Genomic DNA, 19983 nt, shown 5'->3' with positions numbered 1-19983 from the left:
TCGATGATCTGGCCGGGACGATAGCCGTGTTCGAGCCTCCAGGCGCGGTAGGCCGCCGATTCGTTGTCCGGATCAGGAATCTCCGCGTCCTGCAGACGCGACGGCAAGACGGCCGGAATCGGCCGCCCGGCGATCACGGGAGTTTTCGCCTCGTTTCCGACCAGGCCGTCGATCGCATTCAGCCGGTCGAGCGCGGTGCGCTTTTCGCTGCTGGTCGTGTCGGGACGTGCTTGAAAGCCTTTGGCGAACTGGGACGGTTTCATTCAGGGTCCTTTATGCGCATAAATTCACGGGAGCAAGGCGGCGATCTCGTTGGCGCACGCCCGTACTTCGAGCGCGGCGAGCTTCGCGCCGCGGTCGTTCATCTGAAGCACCGTTTGCCCTAACGCCATTGCCTGCTTGTAGGCTTCGCGCGTGGGAATCTGGGTCTTGAGGAGAGGGAAGCCGAGTTCTTCGAGCGCGCGCTTCAGTTCGCGCGTCAGCATCCGTTTCTCTTCAGTCTTGTTGAGCAGGAACACGGCTCGAAGGTCTTCGTTCATGACCTGCGCTTGCTGGACCAGCTTGACGAGGCCGATGCTCGACCAGTAATCGGCAGGGGACGAGGAAGTTGGGATTACCGCGACGCTCGCCGCGAGCAGAACGACGCCCGAGACTTTTTCGGTGATGGAGGGCGGGCAGTCGACGACGATGATGTCGTAATCAGCCACGAACTTCTTGATCTCTCGATGGATCTGGCTGCCTGCTTCGGACAGGTTGACGACGGCGAACGGAATACCGATGTCGCCGTCGGAGGCAGCACTGGCCCAGTGAATCAGAGTGTTTTGGCCATCCGCGTCGACGACGAGAACGCGTTTGCCTTTCTCGTGAAATGCAGCGCCGAGATGCATCGCGATGGTGCTCTTCCCGACCCCGCCTTTCTGCTGTGTTACCGCGATGATTTCTGCCGCCAAATTTCACCTCCTCTTTTTAGACGCAAATGGATTTTACCTGGTTGAATTGCGATTTCAAATGATTTGCGTAAGCGCAGTTCGGAAATTGGCCATTCGGCAAAGGGTTTATGCGCATAAAGGGGCATCGGACGTGTGCCTGGGGTTTTGCGGGATATCAGAGCAAGCGTGGACTGGGGCTTAAGCGTTGCTGATCGCTGTCCGGCGGCGGCAAAGGGAAAGTAACGAGTGGTCGCGCACTGCGTGCACAGTCGTCGGTGACTGTTCGCGATTCTCGGGCTGATGTGCAGAGAAAAGGAGCGCACGCATCTGAGCGACCAAAGAGGTGAGAGGTGCCAGACTTTATGCGCATAAACTTCGCGTGCCAATTGGCCCGGAGGGACCATTCGTCATGAATTCGTCCGACGCCGATTCTCCCCAGACATGGCGGCAAGGGGCAAACGTGCATCCGGCGCCTCATCAGCGGGGGATATAGGTTGTCGTTTGAATCGCGCCTGCGCGAGCAAATCTCAGGTGCGACTAGAACTGAGGGTGCCAGCGTTACTGTTCCCACTCGCCTCGAAGGCAGCGTCGGTTTATGCGCATAAACCGACCCACCTCGCCGATGGTTCAAACAACGCGGATGCCGCGCAGTTGTCCCGCGTCACGTCATCAGGTCACCCGTTAAAATTCCCGAACCCTTCTAACCGTCACAGCCTTCAACGGCGTAAGCCCCGAATCCAGCCCATGATCACCATCTACCACAACCCGCGCTGCTCCAAATCTCGCACCACCTGCGAACTCGTCGCGAACACCTACAACTCCGCAAACGAAGCGACGGAAATCGTCGAATATCTGAAGAAGCCACTCACCGTCGCAGAGCTTGAGAAGCTCAATGCCCAACTCGGCTGTCCCGTCCGCGAAATGATCCGCGACACCGAGGCCGAATATAAAGAGCTCAATCTTGCCGACACGTCGCTGACGGACGCCCAGCTCTATGAAGCATTGGCGAAGCATCCGATTCTGTTGCAACGACCGATCGTCGTCAGAAACGGACGGGCTGTCATCGGCCGCCCGCCGGAAAATGTCGCCGCGCTTTTCGCCTGATCGCGCGACCGTCGAAGTAAAACGATGTGGGCAATGCGGACTCGAACTGCTGCGCTAGGCTTTGCCGGACAGCGCGGCATCCTTGGTCACGATCTTCGTCGGAATCAGATGCAGTTCGGTGAACGTATCCGCGATGCGCTGTTGTTCTGCAAGCACGTTCGCGTCGACGGGCTTGTAGATATGCGCGTAATGCCGCAAGCCTGATTCGATCACGCTCGCGTCGAGCCCTTGAATCGGCGCGAGTTGGGCGGCGGCCTCGCTGTAATGGCCGCGCACCCACTCCCCTTCCTTGCCGACTTCATCGATCACGATCGCAAGGACGTCGCCGTTCTGTTGCGCGAAGGGCCGCGCGCTGAGAAAGAACTGGTGGTGACTCACGATACCCTCGGCATCGGCGAGCAGCCGCGCGTTCGTTTGCCGCCTGGCGGCTTCGAGGAACGGATCCCAGATCGCCCACGCATTGACCGCACCGCGCTCGAAGGCCGCACGTGCATCGGCGGGCGGCAGATACACGGGTTGGATCTCGCTGAACTTCACGCCGTTCTTCTGCAACGCGGCGACGAGAAACCAGTGCACATCCGAGCCCTTGTTCAGCGCAATCTTCTTTCCCTTCAAATCGGCCAAGGTTTTGATTGGCGCGTCCGGATGCACGAGGATGCCTTCGGCGTGCGGCGTTGGAATTTCATACGCCGTGTAGACGAAATTGGCACCCGCGGCCTGCGCGAACACGGGCGGCGCTTCGCCCACATAGCCGAAATCGATCGCGCCGACGTTCAGCCCTTCCAGCAATTGCGGCCCGGCCGGAAACTCGGTCCATTTGACCGTGATGCCAAGTGGCGCGAGCCGCTTTTCGAGCGTGCCGTGCGCCTTCAGCAATACCAGGGTGCTTGCGGCTTTCTGATATCCGATGCGAAGTTCTTTTGCATGTACGTCGGCGGCAAATGCGGCGGCGGAGAAGACCGGCAACGCGGCGGCGGCCAGCGTTGCGCCTACGCCGGCCAGTAACGTACGGCGCGTCAGCAGCGGATCACGGGACATGAGAATACTCGTCGAAAAAGAATTTAACGGACGCCAAAAGATGGTCCGATTGGCTCCGACGATAATTCGTCTGCGGGCCTGGACGAACCGATAAATTCGCATAAGCAAATCATGCGGCAGTAGCGAAGCATTGCCCAAAGCCCAACCTATCCCCTGCCGCTAGAATCGACCGGCAAAACAAGCGCCCGCGACCACCAGCTCGCGGCTGCATCGATCGACTGCAAACGAAGAGAGGAAAAAAGCCGCCGTGCCTGTAACGACAACACTGACACCGTGGGCCGCCCACGACACCCAACTGATCCTGTCGTGCGCGCTTGGACCAGCACTGATCATCATCTTCATCAGCGTGCTGAAGCTCGCGCCGTTCCTGTCGATCCTGGTCGGCACCTTCGCGGCGGGCTTCACGGCCGGCCTGCCGCTCGAAGCAGTCGCGAGCGCGTTCAGCAAAGGCGCCGGCGCGTTGCTCGGCGACGTCGGCATCATCATTGCGCTGGGCGCGATGCTCGGTGCGTTGATGGCCGAATCGGGCGCCGCCGACCGGCTCGTGTCGACGATCCTCGCGCACTCGACCCCGCGCACGCTGCCGTGGATGATGGCCGTCGTCGCGCTGCTCATCGGCCTGCCGCTGTTCTTCGAAGTCGGCCTCGTGATGATGGTGCCGATCATCTTCGTCATGGCGCGTCGCGCGCAGCAGCCGATTCTGCGCATCGCGATTCCCGCGCTCGCCGGTATGGCGACGCTGCATGCGCTGCTGCCGCCGCATCCGGGTCCGCTGATCGCGCTGGGCCTCACCGTGCTGTTCGCGGTGTCGCGCTCGGCTGGTCGCGCGGCATGCCGCGCGAGCGCGTCGGCGGCATTCTGCGCAAAAGCCTGCCGCCGATCGCCGCGCTGTTGCTGACGATCGGCGCGGGCGGCGGCCTGAAACAGGCGCTCGGCGTCGCTGGCATCAGCACGACGATCGGCAAGATCGCGGTCGGGGCGCATATGCCGCTGATCTTGCTCGCCTGGTTGATCGCCGTCGTGCTGCGTCAGGCCACCGGCTCGGGGCGACGCACAATTCGCTGATGGCGCTCGCGATCGGCGCCGGCTCGGTGTTCTTCTGCCATGTGAACGACGCCGGCTTCTGGATGGTCCGCGAATATTTCGGACTCCAGCTTAAGCAGACTGTGCTGGTGTGGTCGGTCTTGCAGACGATCGTATCGGTCGTCGGTCTCGCGTTGACGCTCGTGCTGTGGAGCGCGTTGACGTGAGCACGGCGCGCGCGACAGCCTCACCCATTTGGGCAGCGTATTGACGCGCGCACAGCGGAACACGCGCGCAGAACCTCGCGCGACGCCAGGCAGCAAGCCGCGCCTCGCGTCATCAACAACAGGAGCCACCGTCATGCTCGAATTGCGACCAACCTGCGAAGGCTGCGGCAAGTCACTTCCGCCGAACGCGCCCGACGCAATGATCTGCACCTACGAATGCACGTTCTGCGAGGTCTGCGCGCTGACGAGGCTGCGCAACGTGTGTCCGAATTGCGGCGGCAATTTCGCGCATCGGCCGATTCGCACCCGCGCGCAACTCGCCAAACATCCGGCGCGTGCCGATGCGCATCCCGTCGGCATCGATGAAGCATCGCATGCTCGCTTTTTCGAACGCTATCGCGACGTGCCGATCGGCGAGCGCTGAACTACGGTGTGGCAAAGCGGCAAATCACTCGTCGCCGCTCACCTCTCCATCCACGTTCGCCACTCCGCTCGCCACATGCGCGGCGACCCGCAGCAGGCGGATCTGTTTGCGATAGTTCCGGCACCCGCTGCAGGTCGGCAGATGCAGGCGGATCGCGAGCCATTCGCCAGTCGACAGGGAGCGGTCGAGCGCATCGGATAGCAGCCGCGTGATGTCCTTACATTTCCCCATTCGCATCCTCGCTGGATAGGCCTTTTTCGCTCAGGCACGTGCGCAGCCGCAGCCGCGCGCGATAGATCAGCACGCTGCAATGATTCGCGTTGATCTGCAGTTCCGCGCAGATCGCCGCGATGTCGAGGTCGAGAAACTCCCGCATCATGAACACGCGTCCAATGTGCTCGGGCAAATGTTCGAGGCACATCTCGAACAGCGTCCAGAATTGCTGCCGGCGCAATGCAGTTTCGGGTGTCGGCCACGGACGCGGTTTGGTCTCGCGCGACCAGTGGCCGTTGTCCTTGAAGAGCTCGCGATCAAGCAGCGCCTCGCCGTCGAGTTCGGCTTCGAGCGCCGACAGATTGACCGTGCGCTGGCGCGCGCGCAGCGTATCGACGAGCTTATGGCGCAGGATGCCGAACACCCAGGTCTTGTGCTCCGACTGCGCGGCGAAACGCGTGGCCTGAGTCCACGCGGCGGTCAGCGCTTCCTGCACGGCGTCCTCGGCGGCCGCGGCGTCGCGCAATTGCAGACGGGCGAAGCGCACGAGGTCACGCCGCAATTGCGCGAGATAAATGGGATCGTCCAGCGAGGGAGCGCCTGGCTGCGTCACGGCATGCTCCGTCGCTGCGCTGTCGGCCGCGCGCTGCGCTGCGCGTGTCGTCCTGAAACGTCGTGATTCATGAGCAGATGGTCGTCCTCGCACGGTTTGCGGATGCGTGCGCCATTCTCCCTCACGTTCCTGCCCTAGCGAATCGGTATTGAACATATGCCCCTCGGCAATCGATGCCCGAGGAGCTTCGTCGCGCGGCGCGGCCGCTTATGACAACGGAAATTAATTGTTGCAAGAAATGATATTTCGAGTCTGCGCGCGACAAGGCTGTTGGATCGCCACACTGGCCGATCAACGCGTCGCGGTCGACCGCCAATTCAACGCAATCGCAGAATAGCGATTATTTCAATTTATAAAATAATCTCTTCTCATCTTCGCTGTTTGTGGACGCGGGCCCGCTCGCTATTCTTCACGCCATCGATCGCATCAGATCGCGCAACCCACACACAAACGAGGACGCACACCATGAAACGCATTTTCTCCGCCCTGATCGCTTCGGCCGCGCTGTTCGCAGCGGCTTCGGGTGTCGCTCACGCCGACGCTCCGGCTTCGACCTGCAACGGCCCGGCGTCGTACTGCAACGTATTTTTTGGCAACTGATCGACACATCGAAATACGCAGCAAGGAAGCATGAGAAAAGGGCGCCGGCAACGGCGCCCTTTCGTATTCCAGTATTCAGCATTCGGCCTGCATGGGAATACGGCGGCGTCAAGCGGCCCCTCCTTCTAGCCACGGCCGACGGACAACCCGCGAGTCCTAGCGGCTCGGCGCCTTCCCTCCGCCATCGAGTCCGGCGCCCGTGCGCCACACCTGTTTGCCTCGTTCCGACAACTCGCCGCAGCTATGCGTGGCATCGGCTTCGACGCCGTCGACGGCCATCTCGCCGCCCGCCGGCTCCTGCGCGCGCTGCCGCGCTTTCTTGCGCGCGGCGACCGCTTCGTCGTGGGATTTTCCTGCGTAGTCGAGACTCATGATCCGGTCCTCCAGAATGTCGATGGTGTCCATTTGCCTCAGATCGCCCTGGCCCGAAGGCATGCTTGATTGGCAAGGCAAAAGTTCCACTTATCCACAAGGTTATTCAGCGAATCTGTGGATAACTTTTCGAGCCGCGAGGTTATCCACCGACAGGTGCCGCAAGAATCCTTCCCGATCCGCTATGACCTGGCCAAATCCGCCAGGGCCTGGGCGTTTCGCGCGGCTTTTGCCTATGATGGACAGTTCGTACTCTCTGCGCGTCGAGCGCCTTACCTGAGGAAGCGAACATGGCCTATCACATTGCAGTGGTCGTCGGCAGCCTGCGGCGGGATTCGTTCAATCGTCAGCTGGCTCAGGCGGTGATTTCCCTCGCTCCAGCCGATTTCACCTTCGAATACATCGATATCGGCTCGTTGCCGCTGTACTCCCAGGACTACGACGCCGACTATCCCGAAGCCGGCAAGAAGCTCAAGGAGCGCGTGCAAGCCGCGGACGGTCTGCTGTTCGTGACGCCCGAATACAACCGCTCGATACCGGGCGTGCTGAAAAACGCGCTCGACTGGGGCTCGCGGCCGTGGGGCACCAACTCGTGGGCCAACAAGCCCGGCGCGGTGATCGGCACCTCGGTCGGTGCGACCGGTAGCGCGCTCGCTCAGCAGCATCTGCGCAACGTGCTCGCCTATCTCGACGTCGCGGCGATGGGGCAGCCCGAGGTGTTCATCAAGCACGATCCAGCGGTGATCAACGAAAAAGGCGAGATCGTCAACGACGGCACGCGCAAGTTCCTGCAGACGTTCATGGACCGCTACGTCACGTGGATCAAGCGGCACGGGGCGGTGTAGCCGCGCCTCAGCGCCGCTGGCCGCGTCCTGACCATCCGCCGAAGCAACGCGAACACAGCGCGCGCCGCGTAAGGCGGCCGCGCTCGTGTCGCCAGGCGCATCGCCTACGCGTGGTGATGGCCGGTCACCCGCTCCCAGCCGTGACGCACCGCGAGCTTGAAGCGCTCCCACGTGCTGTCCGGCGACGTGGTTTCCCAATGGCGGCGTGCTTCGGGCTCGATCTCATCCCACGGACGATTGCGGAATCGCGCGTCGCGAGCGATCTCCGCGCCGTAGCGATAGGCCGGCACATAGTCTTCATAGCGCGCGTTCGCGGCGGCGTACTGCTCGTCGTAGTGCGCGCGGAAATCTTCTTCGTACTCCAGATACTCGTTCGGCATCTGCGCGCCGGGACCGGTGCCCGGCTGCCCGCCTTCGGGGACGATGTCGGACGGCTGCATCACCGCGCCCGAACCTGGTACCGAGCCGGCCGCGATCGCGCTGCGTCCCGCATCGCCGGCGAGCGGATCGACGATGGGTTCGTTGACCGGATCGCTCATCGGCCGTTCGCTGATCGGCGGCGGCGCGAACGGCTTGGTGGCGGCGCCGATGTCCGCCGGCGGCATGGCGGTCAGCGGATCAGGGCGCGGGGTGGCGGGAGGGGGCATGGTGTCGGGTGCGGTCGTACCGGTCGCCGAAGTGGCGCCCGTCGCGCCGGCGATTCCTGTCGATTCGGTCATGGCCGCCGCACCCGTTGCGCCGCTGCTCGAACTCACCCCCGCCGCCCCCGGTGTCGCAGTGGTGTCGCGCATCCCGGGCGTCGCACCCGCCTCGGTCGTTACGCTCGACGTGCGCGGCGTTCCCGGCATCACCGCGCCGATGCCCAGCTCATCGAGTATCGAGTGATCGCGGTCGGTGGCGGCCGGCGTGTCCGCCTCGGGCGGGCGGTCGCCGATATCCGTCGCGCCGAGCCGCACGAGCGTATTGCGCGCCAGCTCCGCATGCGACTCGCTTGCCGCGTGGACGCACACGAGCACCGCGCCGCGCCGCATCGCCTCGGCATAACGCGCGGTGTCCGATGAGCGCGGCCCGGTCGAGAACAGGCTGGCGAGAAAGCGCTCGATATTCGCGAGCACGCCCGCGTTGGCGACTTCGCTGGTGGCCGAGCCCACCGAAGGTTCGGCGTTCGCCTGCAACTCGATCTTCTCGCGCGCAAAGCCGGTTTGCACGAGCGTGTCGCGGGCGGTTTCGGCCTGCATGTAAGTGTCGAATAAACCAATCACGGTATGTTGCATGGTTGTCTCCCGACATGTTCTGCTGGAACGGGCGACGCTCGCGGCGTCGTCCCCTTGCCGTCTGAAGGCAAGCAACCTTCATGCCCCGCACCGCCGCGCTGCCCGGCGTGCTACGTATGACGCGGGCTCGCGATGCAAAAAAGCGCGGCGTGTAAACGCCGCGCTTTTTACAAGGCCCGGTAAATGACGCCGGCACGGCGTGGACATCAGGTATCGGCCGGATGCGTGGCGGCATCGTTGCTCGTTTGCACGGCGTCGTGCTGGATCGTTTCGAGCAGTTGCTCCAGCAGTCCGATATCGAACGGCTTGGACAGCACGCGCACGTTCGCGTGCCGCGCGCGGTCGAGCTCTTCCGCGTAGCCGGTGACGAGGATGACCGGCAGCTGTGGGTCGAACCTGAGCACCGCTTCGGCCAGATCGATGCCGTTCATCTTGCCGGGCATGTGGATGTCCGACAGCACCAGGTCGAACGGCAGCGGCTCGCCGGTGCTCGCGCGCTTCGCGCGTGCGTCGTCGAGTACACGCAGCCCCGTGTCGGCGTTGAACACGCAGGTGACCTGATGACCCATCATCTGCAGCAGCGCCTCGGTGCCGGCGGCGACTTCTTCGTCGTCCTCGACGAGCAGCACGCGCAGACCCTGTGGCACGCCGCTTTCGGTCGCTAGCGCTTCTGCAGGCCCGGCCGTGTGCGGCTCGGTCGACGCGCGCGGCAGATAGAGCCGCACCGAGGTGCCCGCGCCGATCGCGCTGTCGATTGCCGCGAGCCCGCCCGAGCCCTCGCAGAACGCGAAGACGTGCGGCAACCCGAGTCCCGTGCCCATGCCTTTGGGCTTGGTCGTGAAAAGCGGCTCGAACGCGCGCGCGAGCACGTCGGGCGCCATACCGGCGCCGGTGTCCTCGAGCGACAGTTGCACGAACTCGCCGGTCAGCGGAAAGCCGTCCTCGTGACGGAACACGACATTGCTCGCGCGCACCGTGAAGCGCCCGCCGTTGGTCATCGCATCGCGCGCATTGACGGCGATGTTGATCAGCGCGAGCTCGAGCTCGGCGACGTCGACGCGCACCGGCCAGGTATCGACGCCGCTATCGATCACGAGCGACACCTTCGCGCCGAGCGACGCGCGCAGCAGTTCGCGGCACGACGGCAGCCAGCGTTCGAGCGACAGCGTCTCGGTGCGCAGCGGCTGCTTGCGTGCGACGCCGAGCAGCTGCCGCGTCAGCGACTGGCCGCTCTTCAGCGCGCGCTCCATCGCCGACAGTTCGCGCTCCAGTCCGCTGACGCCGCGCCGTCGCACGATCTGCACGTTGGCCGACAGGATCATCAGCAGGTTGTTGAAGTCGTGCGCGACGCTGCCGACCAGCGTGCCGAGCGCTTCCATCTTGCGCGACTGGCGGTACGCGGATTCGATCGAGCGGCGCATCGATGCCTCGGCCTGCCAACGCTGCCACGCTTCCTCTTCGGCGCCGAGGCGGCGCAGCGACAGCCAGATCACGCACCACAGCGCGATCGACGGCGTGAACATCGACAGGACCAGCACGCTCAGGTGCTTGTACCAGGCGGCCCAGATCGCCGACGTGCGATAGCCGCACAGCACGTAGACCGGATACGAGCCGACGTGCCGGAAGGCGACGATCAGGTTGCCGCCGGCGAAGCTCGAGCGCATCCGCACGACGCCGGAGCGCTGCCCCTGCCTGACCGCTTCGGCGAACGGCGAATCGGACGCGAGCGCGGTCGGCTCGCGTGGGCCGCGCGGGTAATGCGCGAGCACCGCGCCGTCGGTGCGCACGAGGCTCATGATGATCGGCGTAGCGTCGCTGCTGCCGAGCAACTCGCGATAGAACGCGTCGAAATAGCTGGGCCGCAGCGCGATCGACACGACGCCCGCGAACGAGCCATTGGGCGCCTGGCGCTCGACGCCCATGTTGAACACCTGCTCGCCGCTCACATGTCCCGTCATCACTTTCGACACGCGTTCGAGCGCGTTGCCGTCGCGGATGCCGACGAAATCGTCGCGCTGGCCGATCGAATTTTCCGGCGACGGATACAGGCGACTGCTCACGAGCAGCGCGCCCTGCTGGCCGAAGATCGACATCGAGGCTACTTGCGGATAGCCGCCGCCCATCGTGCGCAACTTGTCGTGAATCGTGTGTTCGCGCGCGCGAATGCCGTCGTCGTCGAGGCCGTCGGTCAGATCGACGATGCGCGAGTTCAGCGTCTCGTTCATGTCGAACACCTTCAACGCGTGTTCTTCGGCGACCCGCACCGTGCGCAGCGCCAGATCGGTGGCGTCGGCCTCGCGCGAGCGCAGATCGGCGAATGCCATCGCCGCGACGTAGACGAACGGCAGCACGACCGCCGCGACCAGCAGCGCGATCAGCGTGATGCGACGCACCTGGAAATTCTGTTCCGGCACGGTGGGAAACGACGCGTCGTCCTGCTCGCGGGCAGGACGACGCGAAAGACGGCCCGCGCGCGCGGAGTCGACCCGGTCTGATGTCATTGTCGTTGACGCGAAAAGTCGTTCGGATGTGGCAGCCCCGTATCGGGCCGTTGCCGGCACCATGCCGCCTTCAGAACAAGCATAGACGCAGCACGGAAAAATTTGCCGCAAAGCGCGGGGGATGGGCGTCCGCCGTGCCGGCCGTTCTTTAAGAGCGGCTTTAAAACAGCGACGAATCGGGAAGCGCAAACGTACACAAAAGGATAAAGATAAAAAAATGTCCGCCCCGACGATAGATCCATTTCTAAAATTCGCCTAGCAGAGAAACAGATCGTTACCGTCAGCGATTCTGGCGAGTTGCTTTTGCGCGACTTTACTTCGACAATCCTCGCCACGATAAAAGGGCCGTTGCCCCCTCTGTGCGCCGGATCGTCAAGGTTCGCCAAACGCGTCCTGCTGCATTCGCACCCCCTCTCGCCAAAGGCAATTGCAATTCGACAGGCGCCACTGTACCTGGTCGCGCATCGGTCGGCATTACGCGAAGGTGTGCCACCCTCCGCTGTCGTGACGAACGAAATACGCACACAACCAGGCGCGGAAAGCGCGCAGATGAACCAGCCGATTCCTTTATCCGACCCGCCCAAACCGCCCGACCCGCCGTTGCCATGCTCCCCATTGTGATCGCCGACGATTCGCTGCTCGCCCGCAAGTTGCTCACGAAGGCACTGCCGCCCCACTGGGCAGTCGACGTGTCCTACGCGACGAACGGGCACGAGGCGCTCACGCTGTATCGCGAGGGCAAGGCATCGGTGATGTTCCTCGACCTGACGATGCCGGACATGACCGGCTACCAGGTCCTCGAAGCGTTGCAGCACGAGGACCTCAACACCTTCGTGATCGTCGTTTCCGCCGACGTGCAGCCGCTCGCCCAGCAGCGCGTGCGCGAGCTCGGCGCGATCGCGTTCATCGCCAAGCCGGTGACGCCGGAGGCGGTCCTGCCCATCCTCAAGGAGTACGGCTTGTATGTCTGAGCCCGCCTTCACCGAAGACCAGCGCGACGCGCTACAGGAAATCGCCAATCTCGCGATGGGCCGGGCCGCGACGCGGCTCGCGGGCCTGCTCGATTCGTTCATCGAACTGTCGGTGCCGCGCGTGCGGATGGTCGCGGTGAGCGACGCGGCGCGCACGCTGCGCGAGATGACCCATATCGACGACACGGTCAGCGCGGTGCGCCAGGGCTTTCGCTCGGACATCAAGGGCGAGGTGCTGGTGATCTGTCGCAGCGACAGCATCGCGCAGCTGTGTTCGCTCGTCCGCGACCCGTACGCGCGTTCGAGCTACGAGGAGGTCGGCGAGCGCGAACTGATGCTCGACGTCGCGAACCTGCTGTCCGGCGCGTGCGTGTCGTCGATACTCGACCAGCTCGGCCGCACGCCGGTGTTTTCCGCGCCGGGCATGCTCGGCGACACGCTGACGCTCGACGAAGTGTTCCAGCCCGGCGTGCTGCAATGGCAGGTGGCGCTGCTCGTCGAAGTGAATTTCGCGCTCGAACATCAGAGTTTTCGCGCGCATCTGGTGATGCTGATGGCCGAAGAATCAATCCGTCACATGAACGAAGCGCTCGATGCGCTGCTGTCCAGTATATGAACGTCTCCGTGGAATCGTTGAGCGACCTCGTGGTCGAGCGGGTCGGTTTTGGCATCTTCGTGCTCGACCGTGAACTGAACGTGCTGATGTGGAATCGCTTCATGCAGGACCATAGCGGCCTGTCGGCGGAGCAGGTGGTCGGCCGCTCGATCTACCAGAACTTTCCGGAGCTGCCGCGCGTGTGGCTGTCGCGCAAGATCGAGAGCGTGTTTCAGCTCGGCAGCTTTGCGTTCAGCTCGTGGGAGCAGCGCCCGTATCTGTTCAAGTTCGATCACGACCGGCCGATCACCGGTGGGGTCGACTTCATGCAGCAGGACTGCACGTTCATGCCGCTGATGCGCGGTCGTGAAGTGGTGGCCGTGTGCGTGACGATCTCCGACGTGACGCATGTGAGCATCGTGCAGCGCGAACGCGAGGAGGCAGTTGCGAAGCTGCAGGAGTACGCGAATCGCGACGGACTGACCGGCATCGCGAACCGGCGCTTTTTCGAAACGCGGCTGCGCGACGAGTTTACGCGCTGGCAGCGCTACGGCGGCGAGATGTCGATGTTGCTGTTCGACCTCGATCACTTCAAGAAGATCAACGACCAGTTCGGTCATGGCGTCGGCGATACGGTGCTGCGTGTGATGGCGCAGCGCGTCGCCGGCGTGGTGCGCGCACAGGACACGTTCGGGCGCTTCGGCGGCGAAGAGTTCGCGCTGCTGCTGCCGTGCACGCCGCTCGACGACGCGATGCTGGTGGCGGAGAAGATCCGGCGCGTGATCGAGGAAACGCCGGTGGAGCTGATCGGCACCAGCGTGCCGGTCACGGCGAGCCTCGGCGGCGCGACGGCGCGCGCCGGGGTGCCCGCCTACGACGTGCTGATCAACGAGGCCGACGCGGCGCTCTATAGCGCAAAGCGTCAGGGCCGCAACTGCGCGGTCGCGTTCCGGCTCGCGGGAGCCTGATTCGCTAGCGGGCGCGGCGCGGTCGAGGCCGCCGCGCCGCGCCCGGCGGCCCTCCTTCCCGTCCCCCTATTGACCGGCGAAACTGCGGTCACCGGCAAAGATTGCTATACTTTTCGCCGTTTCCGGCCGCCCAGCCGGATGTTTCGCGCGTGTCCGCGCGCGCGGGCCCACTGCCCTGCGGGTCGGCATAAAAACCTCTTTGAACGCCTTTCAGCGGGCGCCTCCAGCGGAGATCGTCTTGGCTGTTTCCAATCTTGTCGTGGACGATACTGAAATCGACGCCGCTGCCGCCACGTCCGGCAGCTCGTTTTATCTTGCGATGCGCATCTTGCCGGCGGCGCAGCGCGATGCGATGTACCAGGTCTACGCCTTCTGCCGCGCCGTCGACGACATCGCCGACAGCGACCTGCCGCGCGCCGAGCGCGCGGCCGGGCTGGAGCAATGGCGCGCCGACATTGACGCTTGCTACGCCGGCCAGCCACGCGCGTCGCTGCGCGCGCTGACGCGGCACATTCACACGTTTCATCTGCAACGCGAGGATTTTCACGCAATGATCGACGGCATGGCGATGGATGCCGCCGCCGACATCTGCGCGCCCGACGACGCCACGCTCGACCTCTATTGCGACCGCGTCGCGAGCGCGGCCGGCCGTCTGTCGGTGAGGATATTCGGGATGCGTGACGAGCCGGGCCGGCTGCTCGCGCACCATCTCGGCCGCGCGCTGCAGCTCACCAACATCCTGCGCGATATCGACGAAGACGCCGTCATCAACCGCTGCTATCTACCGCGCGAGCTGCTCGCGCGCGAAGGCATCGCGGCCACGGACCCGCGGCAGATCGCTGACGATCCGACGCTGCCGCGCGTCTGCGCGACGCTCGCCGAGCGCGCGAAGCAGCACTTCGCCGAGTCCGACGCGATCATGGATCGCGAGCCGCGCGCTCAGGTGCGCGCGCCGCGCATCATGTCGGGCGTCTATCGCGTGCTGCTCGAGCGCGCGCTGGAGCGCGGCTTCGACGTTCCGCGCACGAAGGTCCGCAAGCCGAAGCTGCGCCTGCTGTGGATCGTCGCGCGTTACGCGCTTTTCTGAGCTGATGCCGAAGCTCGTCCACGTGGTCGGCGCGGGCGTGGCCGGGCTCGCCGCCGCCGTGCAACTGCAGCGGCGCGGCGCGCGCGTCGTGCTGCACGAAGCGCAGGATCACGCGGGCGGCCGCTGCCGTTCGTACTACGACGCGAAGCTTGGTGCGACGCTCGACAGCGGCAATCACATCGTGTTGTCGGCCAATGCCGCGACGCTCAACTACGTGCGCGCGATCGGCGCCGCCGACGAACTGGTCGGCCCCACGCAGCCCGAGTATCCGTTCGTCGATCTGGCCACGCGTTCGCGCTGGAGCGTGCGTCTGTCGCCGGGGAGTTTGCCGTGGTGGATTTTCGATGCGCACGCGCGCGTGCCGAACACGGGCCCGACCGATTACCTGTCGCTCGTGCCGCTGCTGTTTGCGAAACCGGGCCGCAGCGTCGCGCAGACGATGCGCTGTCACGGTCCGCTGTGGGAACGGCTGCTGCGGCCGCTGCTGCATGTGCTGCTGAATCTGGAGCCGCGCGACGCCTCGGCCGAACTGACCGGCGCGCTCGTGCGCGAAACGCTGTTCGCGGGCGGGCTCGCGTGCCGGCCGCTGGTCGCGCGTAATGGTCTTGGCAGCGCGTTCGTCGATCCGGCGCTGCGTCTGCTGCAACATGGCGGCGCGACGATCCGGCTCGGTTCGCGTCTGCGCGACATCACGTTCGCGGCCGACCCGGCCCGTGTGCAGGCGCTGCATTTCGACGATGAGAGCATCGCGCTCGGCGCGAACGAGGCGGTGATTCTCGCGCTGCCGCCCGAAGCCGCGGTGGCTCTCGTGCCGGGCCTGCGCGCGCCGACGCGTTTCGCGGCCGTGCTCAACGTGCATTTCGCGGTCGAGCCGCCGTTCGGCCTGCCGCAGATCACCGCGCTGCTGAACGGAACGGCCGAATGGCTGTTTGCGTTCGACGAGCGCCTGTCGGTGACGCTCAACGGCGCCGAGCGGCTCGTCGACACGCCGCATGACGTGCTGGCAGCGACCGTCTGGGCCGAGGTCGCGCAGGCGGTCAATCTGCCGGTCGCGCCGCTGCCGCGCTGGCAGGTGGTGATGGAATCGCGCGCGACGTTTGCCGCGCTGCCCGCGCAGGAGACATTGCGGGCGGGCACGCGCACTCGCTGGAACAATTTGCTGCTCGCGGGCGACTGGACGGCCACCGGCCTGCCCGCGATGCTCGAAGGCGCGATCCGCTCCGGCCGGAAGGCCGCGGATACGCTGCTGAATCAACCGATGGAACGCAGATGAACGACTTATCTCACACCCAGCCGCTCGACGCGGCGCTGCCCGAAGCCGCCGATGCGGCGCCGGACCTGGCCGAAGCTGCCGTGGTTGCCAACGCGCCCGCCGTGGCGGACGCATTGGCAACCGCAACGCCGGCGCCCGTGCAGGGCGGGAACGCGCTCGACGCATCGATCACGCGCGCGACCGATGCGATCCTGGCCGCGCAGCAGCCGGACGGCCATTGGGTCTACGAACTCGAAGCCGACGCGACGATTCCGGCCGAATACGTGTTGCTGGTCCACTATCTCGGCGAAACGCCGAACCTCGAACTCGAACAGAAGATCGCCCGTTATCTGCGCCGCATCCAGTTGCCGAACGGCGGCTGGCCGCTCTTCACCGACGGCGCGCTCGACATCAGCGCGAGCGTGAAGGCGTACTTCGCGCTGAAGATGATCGGCGACCCGGTCGATGCCGAGCACATGGTGCGCGCGCGCGACGCGATCCTCGCGCACGGCGGCGCGGAACACGTGAACGTGTTCACGCGAATCCTGCTCGCCCTCTTTGGCGTGGTGTCGTGGCGCGCGGTGCCGATGATGCCGGTCGAGATCATGCTGCTGCCGGTGTGGTTCCCGTTCCATCTGTCGAAGGTGTCGTACTGGGCGCGCACGGTGATCGTGCCGCTGCTGGTGCTCAACGCGAAGCGGCCGCTAGCGCGTAATCCGCGCAAGGTGCGCATCGACGAGCTGTTCCGCGGCGCGCCGGTGAACACCGGCATGAACGAGCGCGCACCGCATCAGCACGCGGGCTGGTTCGGCCTGTTCCGTTGTGTCGATTCGGTGCTGCGCGCGGTCGATGGCCTGTTGCCGAAGGCGACCCGCGAGCGCGCGATCCGCGCGGCGGTCGCGTTCGTCGACGAACGGCTGAACGGCGAGGACGGCCTCGGCGCGATTTTCCCGGCGATGGCCAACTCGGTGATGATGTACGACGGTCTCGGCTATCCGGCCGATCATCCGCATCGCGCGATCGCTCGCAATTCTCTCGACAAGCTGCTCGTCATCAAGGAACGACGAAGCCTATTGCCAGCCGTGTCTGTCGCCGGTGTGGGATACGTCGCTCGCCGCGCACGCTTTGCTCGAAACCGGCGAAGCGCGCGCCGAACAGGCGGCCGAACGCGGGCTCGCGTGGCTGCGTCCGCTGCAGATTCTCGACGTGCGCGGCGACTGGATTTCGCGCCGCCCCAAGGTGCGGCCGGGCGGCTGGGCGTTCCAGTACAACAACGCGCATTTCCCGGATGTCGACGATACCGCGGTGGTCGCGATGGCGATGCACCGCTCGGCGGCGCTCACGCAATCCGATGTCGATCGCGAAGCAATTGCCCGCGCGCGCGAATGGGTGGTCGGCATGCAAAGCAGCGACGGCGGCTGGGGCGCGTTCGAACCGGAAAACACGCAGTACTACCTGAACAACATTCCGTTCTCGGACCACGGCGCGCTGCTCGATCCGCCGACCGCGGACGTGTCGGGCCGCTGTCTGTCGATGTTCGCGCAGATCGGCGAGCTGCCGCAAAGCAGCGAGCCGGCGCGGCGCGCGTTCGACTACATGCTCCAGGAGCAGGAGTCGGACGGCAGCTGGTACGGCCGCTGGGGCCTGAACTACATCTACGGCACATGGACCGCGCTGTGCTCGCTGAACGCGGCCGGCATGCCACACGACGACCCGCGCATGCGGCGCGCGGTGCAATGGCTCGTGTCGATCCAGAACGACGACGGCGGTTGGGGCGAGGGCGGCGAGAGCTACAAGCTCGACTATCGCGGCTACGAGCGTGCGCCGAGCACCGCGTCGCAGACAGCCTGGGCGCTGCTCGGGCTGATGGCGGCGGGGGAGGTCGATCACGAGGCGGTGGCGCGCGGTATCGACTATCTGCAGCGTGAGCAGCGCGAGCATGGGCTGTGGGACGAAACCCGGTTTACCGCGACCGGCTTTCCGCGCGTGTTTTATCTACGCTACCACGGCTATCGCAAGTTCTTCCCGCTGTGGGCGCTCGCGCGCTTCCGTCATCTGAAGCGCAATGGGCTCACGCGCGTCACGGTCGGGATGTGACGGATGTCCGTGTCGATGACGCCGTCCGTGGGGACGGGCGATAGCAGCTTGCCGGTGATCGTCGTGACGGGCATGGCGTTCGAGGCGCGCATCGCACGCGGCGACGGCAGCGTGCGCGTCGAAGTCGTGTACGCGGCGCGCGCCGATCTGCTCGAGCGCGCGCTGAACGCGGCGGTCGCTCGCGGCGCGGCGGGGATCGTCAGTTTCGGCACGGCGGGTGGGCTCGCGCCGGATCTGCAGCCGGGGGCGCTGATCGTCGCGGATGCCGTGCATGGGCCGTTCGGGCGTATCGACACGGATCGGCAATGGGCGGAGCGGATTGCCGCCGCCGTGACCAACGTCAGGACGGCCGAAGGGCTCGCGGGACGTCTGCGCCGTGGCGCGATGGCGGCAGTCGCCGCGCCGCTGATCACCGCCGAAGAGAAACGCGCGCTGCACGAATCGACCGGCGCGCTCGCGGTGGATATGGAATCGCACATCGCTGGCGCGACCGCTGCCGCTCACGGTCTGCCGTTCGCCGTGTGTCGCGCGATCGTCGATCCGGCCTGGCGCACGCTGCCGCCGGCCGCGACCGCTGGTTTGCGCGACGACGGCAGCACCACCCTCGGGCCGATTCTGCGCGAATTGCTGCGGCAGCCGTCGCAACTCGGCGCGCTGCTGCGACTCGCCGGTGATGCGCGCGCCGCGCGGACTACGCTGGTCGAGGCGCGGGAGGCTTTGGGGAAGGGCGGCGCGCTGCGGATCGCGGGCGTCAGCAGTTGAGCGACGGGGATGGCGGTTAGCCATCCCGACTGCGTCTGGGGCCGGCAGCAAGTCGCCAGCGTGGGCGTGACTCACCCCTGGAGCGGCGACTCGAGTCTTCGCCCAGGTCCCTTAGGGTCGCCGTCTCGAGACTGCCGAACAGGCTGCTGGGCGAAAGAAGCCCAACGCGTTCATATTTGCTGCAAATGCACTCCTGAAGTTGCCACAAGTGACCGAATTCATAGATTGTCTGCCTCCGTCGTAGTTGGGGATGCCAACGTTAGATACCGACCGAGCCCGAACCAATCAGCGACTTCTTAAAAACTGCCGGGACAGTGATGGACGTGCCTCCTAGCCATCGGCCGAAGCGGTTGACCACTAGCGGTGGTCCATCGTGGGCCCCCAAGACTATCAGCACGGTTAATTATGCAATTTTGAAATACTAGGGAAAACCCCTACTTTTGGTACAATGCTAGTGTTAACCCTTAGGTTCCGGCGCATGACGCGCCCGCCCGGGAGCCTCAGACACGGAGTACCAAATGAATTTCCACACGAGAAAATGGGTCAAGCCCGAAGACCTGAATCCCAACGGGACATTGTTCGGCGGCAGCCTGCTACGCTGGATCGACGAAGAAGCCGCGATCTACGCGATCTCTCAGCTGGACAATCAGCGCGTCGTGACGAAGTTCATGTCAGAGATTAACTTCGTCAGTTCGGCACGCCAGGGCGACATCATCGAACTGGGCATGACCGCCACGCATTTTGGCCGCACGTCGATCACGCTGCGCTGCGAAGTGCGCAACAAGATCACACGCAAGAGCATTCTGACGGTCGAGAAAATGGTATTCGTCAATCTCGACGAAAACGGCGATCCGGTGCCACATGGCCGCACGCGTATCCGTTATGCGGACGAGCAGTTCGCTCACTATCGCGCGAACTCCAAGCCAGTGCCGCAAACGGCACCAGTCGCGGCGGTCGAGGAAGATCGGGGCGCGGCGCGCAGCGAGGTCGAGAGCCTGCACTGAGCGGGTTGCAGCGATGCCCGCGGGCTTGGTCGGGCGACGTTTGGCTGTACTTCCACGCGGGGCACCCATCGAGGGCGCCCGCTG

Annotated in this window: 18 protein-coding genes and 3 pseudogenes; 13 read left to right on the top strand and 8 right to left on the bottom strand. The window is 64.9% G+C overall.

The annotated features are described in order from the left end of the window. Positions 1–263 (bottom strand): annotated as a pseudogene (locus tag OKW30_RS37955) (ParB/RepB/Spo0J family partition protein); the annotation flags it as partial. Between the two features lie 24 nt (positions 264–287). Then, a complete protein-coding gene (gene parA, locus OKW30_RS37950; protein ID WP_013092840.1) occupies positions 288–950 on the bottom strand; it encodes a ParA family partition ATPase in 663 nt (220 codons plus the stop codon). Positions 951–1673: 723 nt separating this feature from the next. Here parA and arsC point away from each other — a divergent pair. After that, on the top strand, positions 1674–2033 hold the full coding sequence (gene arsC / locus OKW30_RS37945) for an arsenate reductase (glutaredoxin) (RefSeq protein ID WP_429349160.1): 360 nt from the start codon (positions 1674–1676) through the stop codon (positions 2031–2033). 54 nt (positions 2034–2087) lie between these two features. On the opposite strand, the gene OKW30_RS37940 is transcribed toward arsC, so the two are convergent. Beyond that, positions 2088–3071 carry a sulfonate ABC transporter substrate-binding protein gene (locus OKW30_RS37940; RefSeq protein WP_429349159.1) on the bottom strand — a complete coding sequence of 328 codons (984 nt, stop codon included), beginning with the start codon at positions 3069–3071 and terminating at the stop codon, positions 2088–2090. 247 nt (positions 3072–3318) lie between these two features. On the opposite strand from OKW30_RS37940, the pseudogene OKW30_RS37935 reads away from it, so the two are divergent. Both OKW30_RS37935 and OKW30_RS37930 read left to right on the top strand, forming a co-directional pair. Continuing rightward, positions 3319–4321, top strand: a pseudogene (locus tag OKW30_RS37935) (GntP family permease). Between the two features lie 133 nt (positions 4322–4454). Then, positions 4455–4745, top strand: a complete 291-nt coding sequence (locus OKW30_RS37930; protein WP_184031051.1) for a DUF1272 domain-containing protein — start codon at positions 4455–4457, stop codon at positions 4743–4745. 24 nt (positions 4746–4769) lie between these two features. Here the strand turns inward: OKW30_RS37930 and OKW30_RS37925 are convergent, their stop codons facing one another. Both OKW30_RS37925 and OKW30_RS37920 read right to left on the bottom strand, forming a co-directional pair. Beyond that, entirely contained in the window at positions 4770–4982 is a 213-nt protein-coding gene (locus OKW30_RS37925; RefSeq protein ID WP_187617628.1) for a zf-HC2 domain-containing protein, read from the bottom strand. Continuing rightward, the gene (locus OKW30_RS37920; protein WP_184073430.1) at positions 4963–5571 is read right to left on the bottom strand and encodes an RNA polymerase factor sigma-70; all 609 of its coding nucleotides are present in this window, start codon (positions 5569–5571) and stop codon (positions 4963–4965) included. The genes OKW30_RS37925 and OKW30_RS37920 overlap by 20 nt, the downstream gene beginning before the upstream one ends. 465 nt (positions 5572–6036) lie before the next feature. On the opposite strand from OKW30_RS37920, the gene OKW30_RS37915 reads away from it, so the two are divergent. Continuing rightward, a complete protein-coding gene (locus OKW30_RS37915) occupies positions 6037–6171 on the top strand; it encodes a hypothetical protein (RefSeq protein WP_018424013.1) in 135 nt (44 codons plus the stop codon). 156 nt (positions 6172–6327) lie between these two features. Here OKW30_RS37915 and OKW30_RS37910 read toward each other — a convergent pair whose 3' ends face one another. Then, positions 6328–6543 (bottom strand): hypothetical protein, encoded by a 216-nt coding sequence (locus tag OKW30_RS37910; protein ID WP_026226445.1) that lies wholly within the window; start codon positions 6541–6543, stop codon positions 6328–6330. Positions 6544–6833: 290 nt separating this feature from the next. Here OKW30_RS37910 and OKW30_RS37905 point away from each other — a divergent pair, with 290 nt between their 5' ends. After that, positions 6834–7388 carry an NADPH-dependent FMN reductase gene (locus OKW30_RS37905; protein ID WP_184031046.1) on the top strand — a complete coding sequence of 185 codons (555 nt, stop codon included), beginning with the start codon at positions 6834–6836 and terminating at the stop codon, positions 7386–7388. A 104-nt stretch (positions 7389–7492) separates the two neighbouring features. Here the strand turns inward: OKW30_RS37905 and OKW30_RS37900 are convergent, their stop codons facing one another. Beyond that, positions 7493–8662, bottom strand: a complete 1170-nt coding sequence (locus OKW30_RS37900; protein ID WP_429349158.1) for a hypothetical protein — start codon at positions 8660–8662, stop codon at positions 7493–7495. A 206-nt stretch (positions 8663–8868) separates the two neighbouring features. Continuing rightward, the gene (locus OKW30_RS37895) at positions 8869–11163 is read right to left on the bottom strand and encodes a response regulator (RefSeq protein WP_429349157.1); all 2295 of its coding nucleotides are present in this window, start codon (positions 11161–11163) and stop codon (positions 8869–8871) included. A gap of 605 nt (positions 11164–11768) precedes the next feature. Between OKW30_RS37895 and OKW30_RS37890 the strand changes: the two genes are divergently transcribed. From OKW30_RS37890 to OKW30_RS37855, 8 genes and pseudogenes are all read left to right on the top strand, one after another. Further along, complete coding sequence (locus tag OKW30_RS37890; RefSeq protein ID WP_429349156.1) at positions 11769–12134, top strand: response regulator; 366 nt, start codon at positions 11769–11771, stop codon at positions 12132–12134. Continuing rightward, a complete protein-coding gene (locus OKW30_RS37885) occupies positions 12127–12750 on the top strand; it encodes a chemotaxis protein CheC (RefSeq protein ID WP_184031036.1) in 624 nt (207 codons plus the stop codon). The genes OKW30_RS37890 and OKW30_RS37885 overlap by 8 nt, the downstream gene beginning before the upstream one ends. Then, positions 12747–13697: a sensor domain-containing diguanylate cyclase gene (locus OKW30_RS37880; protein ID WP_184073436.1), complete on the top strand. Its 951-nt coding sequence runs from the start codon at positions 12747–12749 to the stop codon at positions 13695–13697. The genes OKW30_RS37885 and OKW30_RS37880 overlap by 4 nt, the downstream gene beginning before the upstream one ends. A gap of 238 nt (positions 13698–13935) precedes the next feature. Then, on the top strand, positions 13936–14784 hold the full coding sequence (gene hpnD, locus OKW30_RS37875; RefSeq protein ID WP_429291919.1) for a presqualene diphosphate synthase HpnD: 849 nt from the start codon (positions 13936–13938) through the stop codon (positions 14782–14784). Between the two features lie 4 nt (positions 14785–14788). Then, the gene (gene hpnE / locus OKW30_RS37870; RefSeq protein WP_429349155.1) at positions 14789–16057 is read left to right on the top strand and encodes a hydroxysqualene dehydroxylase HpnE; all 1269 of its coding nucleotides are present in this window, start codon (positions 14789–14791) and stop codon (positions 16055–16057) included. Continuing rightward, a pseudogene (gene shc, locus OKW30_RS37865) lies at positions 16054–18133 on the top strand (squalene--hopene cyclase). Before hpnE ends, shc begins: the two are co-directional and overlap by 4 nt. Positions 18134–18136: 3 nt before the next feature. Continuing rightward, positions 18137–18895, top strand: a complete 759-nt coding sequence (locus OKW30_RS37860) for a phosphorylase (protein WP_184073445.1) — start codon at positions 18137–18139, stop codon at positions 18893–18895. 518 nt (positions 18896–19413) lie between these two features. Continuing rightward, complete coding sequence (locus tag OKW30_RS37855; RefSeq protein ID WP_090808106.1) at positions 19414–19899, top strand: acyl-CoA thioesterase; 486 nt, start codon at positions 19414–19416, stop codon at positions 19897–19899. The last annotated feature ends 84 nt before the right edge of the window (positions 19900–19983 follow it).

This window comes from Paraburkholderia sp. Clong3 (genome assembly GCF_050436485.1).
GTDB lineage: Bacteria > Pseudomonadota > Gammaproteobacteria > Burkholderiales > Burkholderiaceae > Paraburkholderia > Paraburkholderia tuberum.
The sequence above is the reverse complement of the archived record's forward strand: the minus strand, read 5'-3'. Positions and strand labels throughout refer to the sequence as shown.

Bases quoted from the DNA above. Each gene is read 5' to 3' on its own strand.
- OKW30_RS37905 (WP_184031046.1), top strand. From the start codon at position 6,834: ATGGCCTATCACATTGCAGTGGTCGTCGGCAGCCTGCGGCGGGATTCG.
- arsC (WP_429349160.1), top strand. From the start codon at position 1,674: ATGATCACCATCTACCACAACCCGCGCTGCTCCAAATCTCGCACCACC.
- OKW30_RS37895 (WP_429349157.1), bottom strand. From the start codon at position 11,163: ATGACATCAGACCGGGTCGACTCCGCGCGCGCGGGCCGTCTTTCGCGT.
- OKW30_RS37880 (WP_184073436.1), top strand. From the start codon at position 12,747: ATGAACGTCTCCGTGGAATCGTTGAGCGACCTCGTGGTCGAGCGGGTC.
- OKW30_RS37910 (WP_026226445.1), bottom strand. From the start codon at position 6,543: ATGAGTCTCGACTACGCAGGAAAATCCCACGACGAAGCGGTCGCCGCG.
- OKW30_RS37885 (WP_184031036.1), top strand. From the start codon at position 12,127: ATGTCTGAGCCCGCCTTCACCGAAGACCAGCGCGACGCGCTACAGGAA.
- OKW30_RS37860 (WP_184073445.1), top strand. From the start codon at position 18,137: ATGTCCGTGTCGATGACGCCGTCCGTGGGGACGGGCGATAGCAGCTTG.
- OKW30_RS37890 (WP_429349156.1), top strand. From the start codon at position 11,769: ATGCTCCCCATTGTGATCGCCGACGATTCGCTGCTCGCCCGCAAGTTG.
- hpnE (WP_429349155.1), top strand. From the start codon at position 14,789: ATGCCGAAGCTCGTCCACGTGGTCGGCGCGGGCGTGGCCGGGCTCGCC.
- OKW30_RS37940 (WP_429349159.1), bottom strand. From the start codon at position 3,071: ATGTCCCGTGATCCGCTGCTGACGCGCCGTACGTTACTGGCCGGCGTA.
- OKW30_RS37930 (WP_184031051.1), top strand. From the start codon at position 4,455: ATGCTCGAATTGCGACCAACCTGCGAAGGCTGCGGCAAGTCACTTCCG.
- OKW30_RS37855 (WP_090808106.1), top strand. From the start codon at position 19,414: ATGAATTTCCACACGAGAAAATGGGTCAAGCCCGAAGACCTGAATCCC.
- OKW30_RS37925 (WP_187617628.1), bottom strand. From the start codon at position 4,982: ATGCGAATGGGGAAATGTAAGGACATCACGCGGCTGCTATCCGATGCG.
- OKW30_RS37915 (WP_018424013.1), top strand. From the start codon at position 6,037: ATGAAACGCATTTTCTCCGCCCTGATCGCTTCGGCCGCGCTGTTCGCA.
- OKW30_RS37900 (WP_429349158.1), bottom strand. From the start codon at position 8,662: ATGCAACATACCGTGATTGGTTTATTCGACACTTACATGCAGGCCGAA.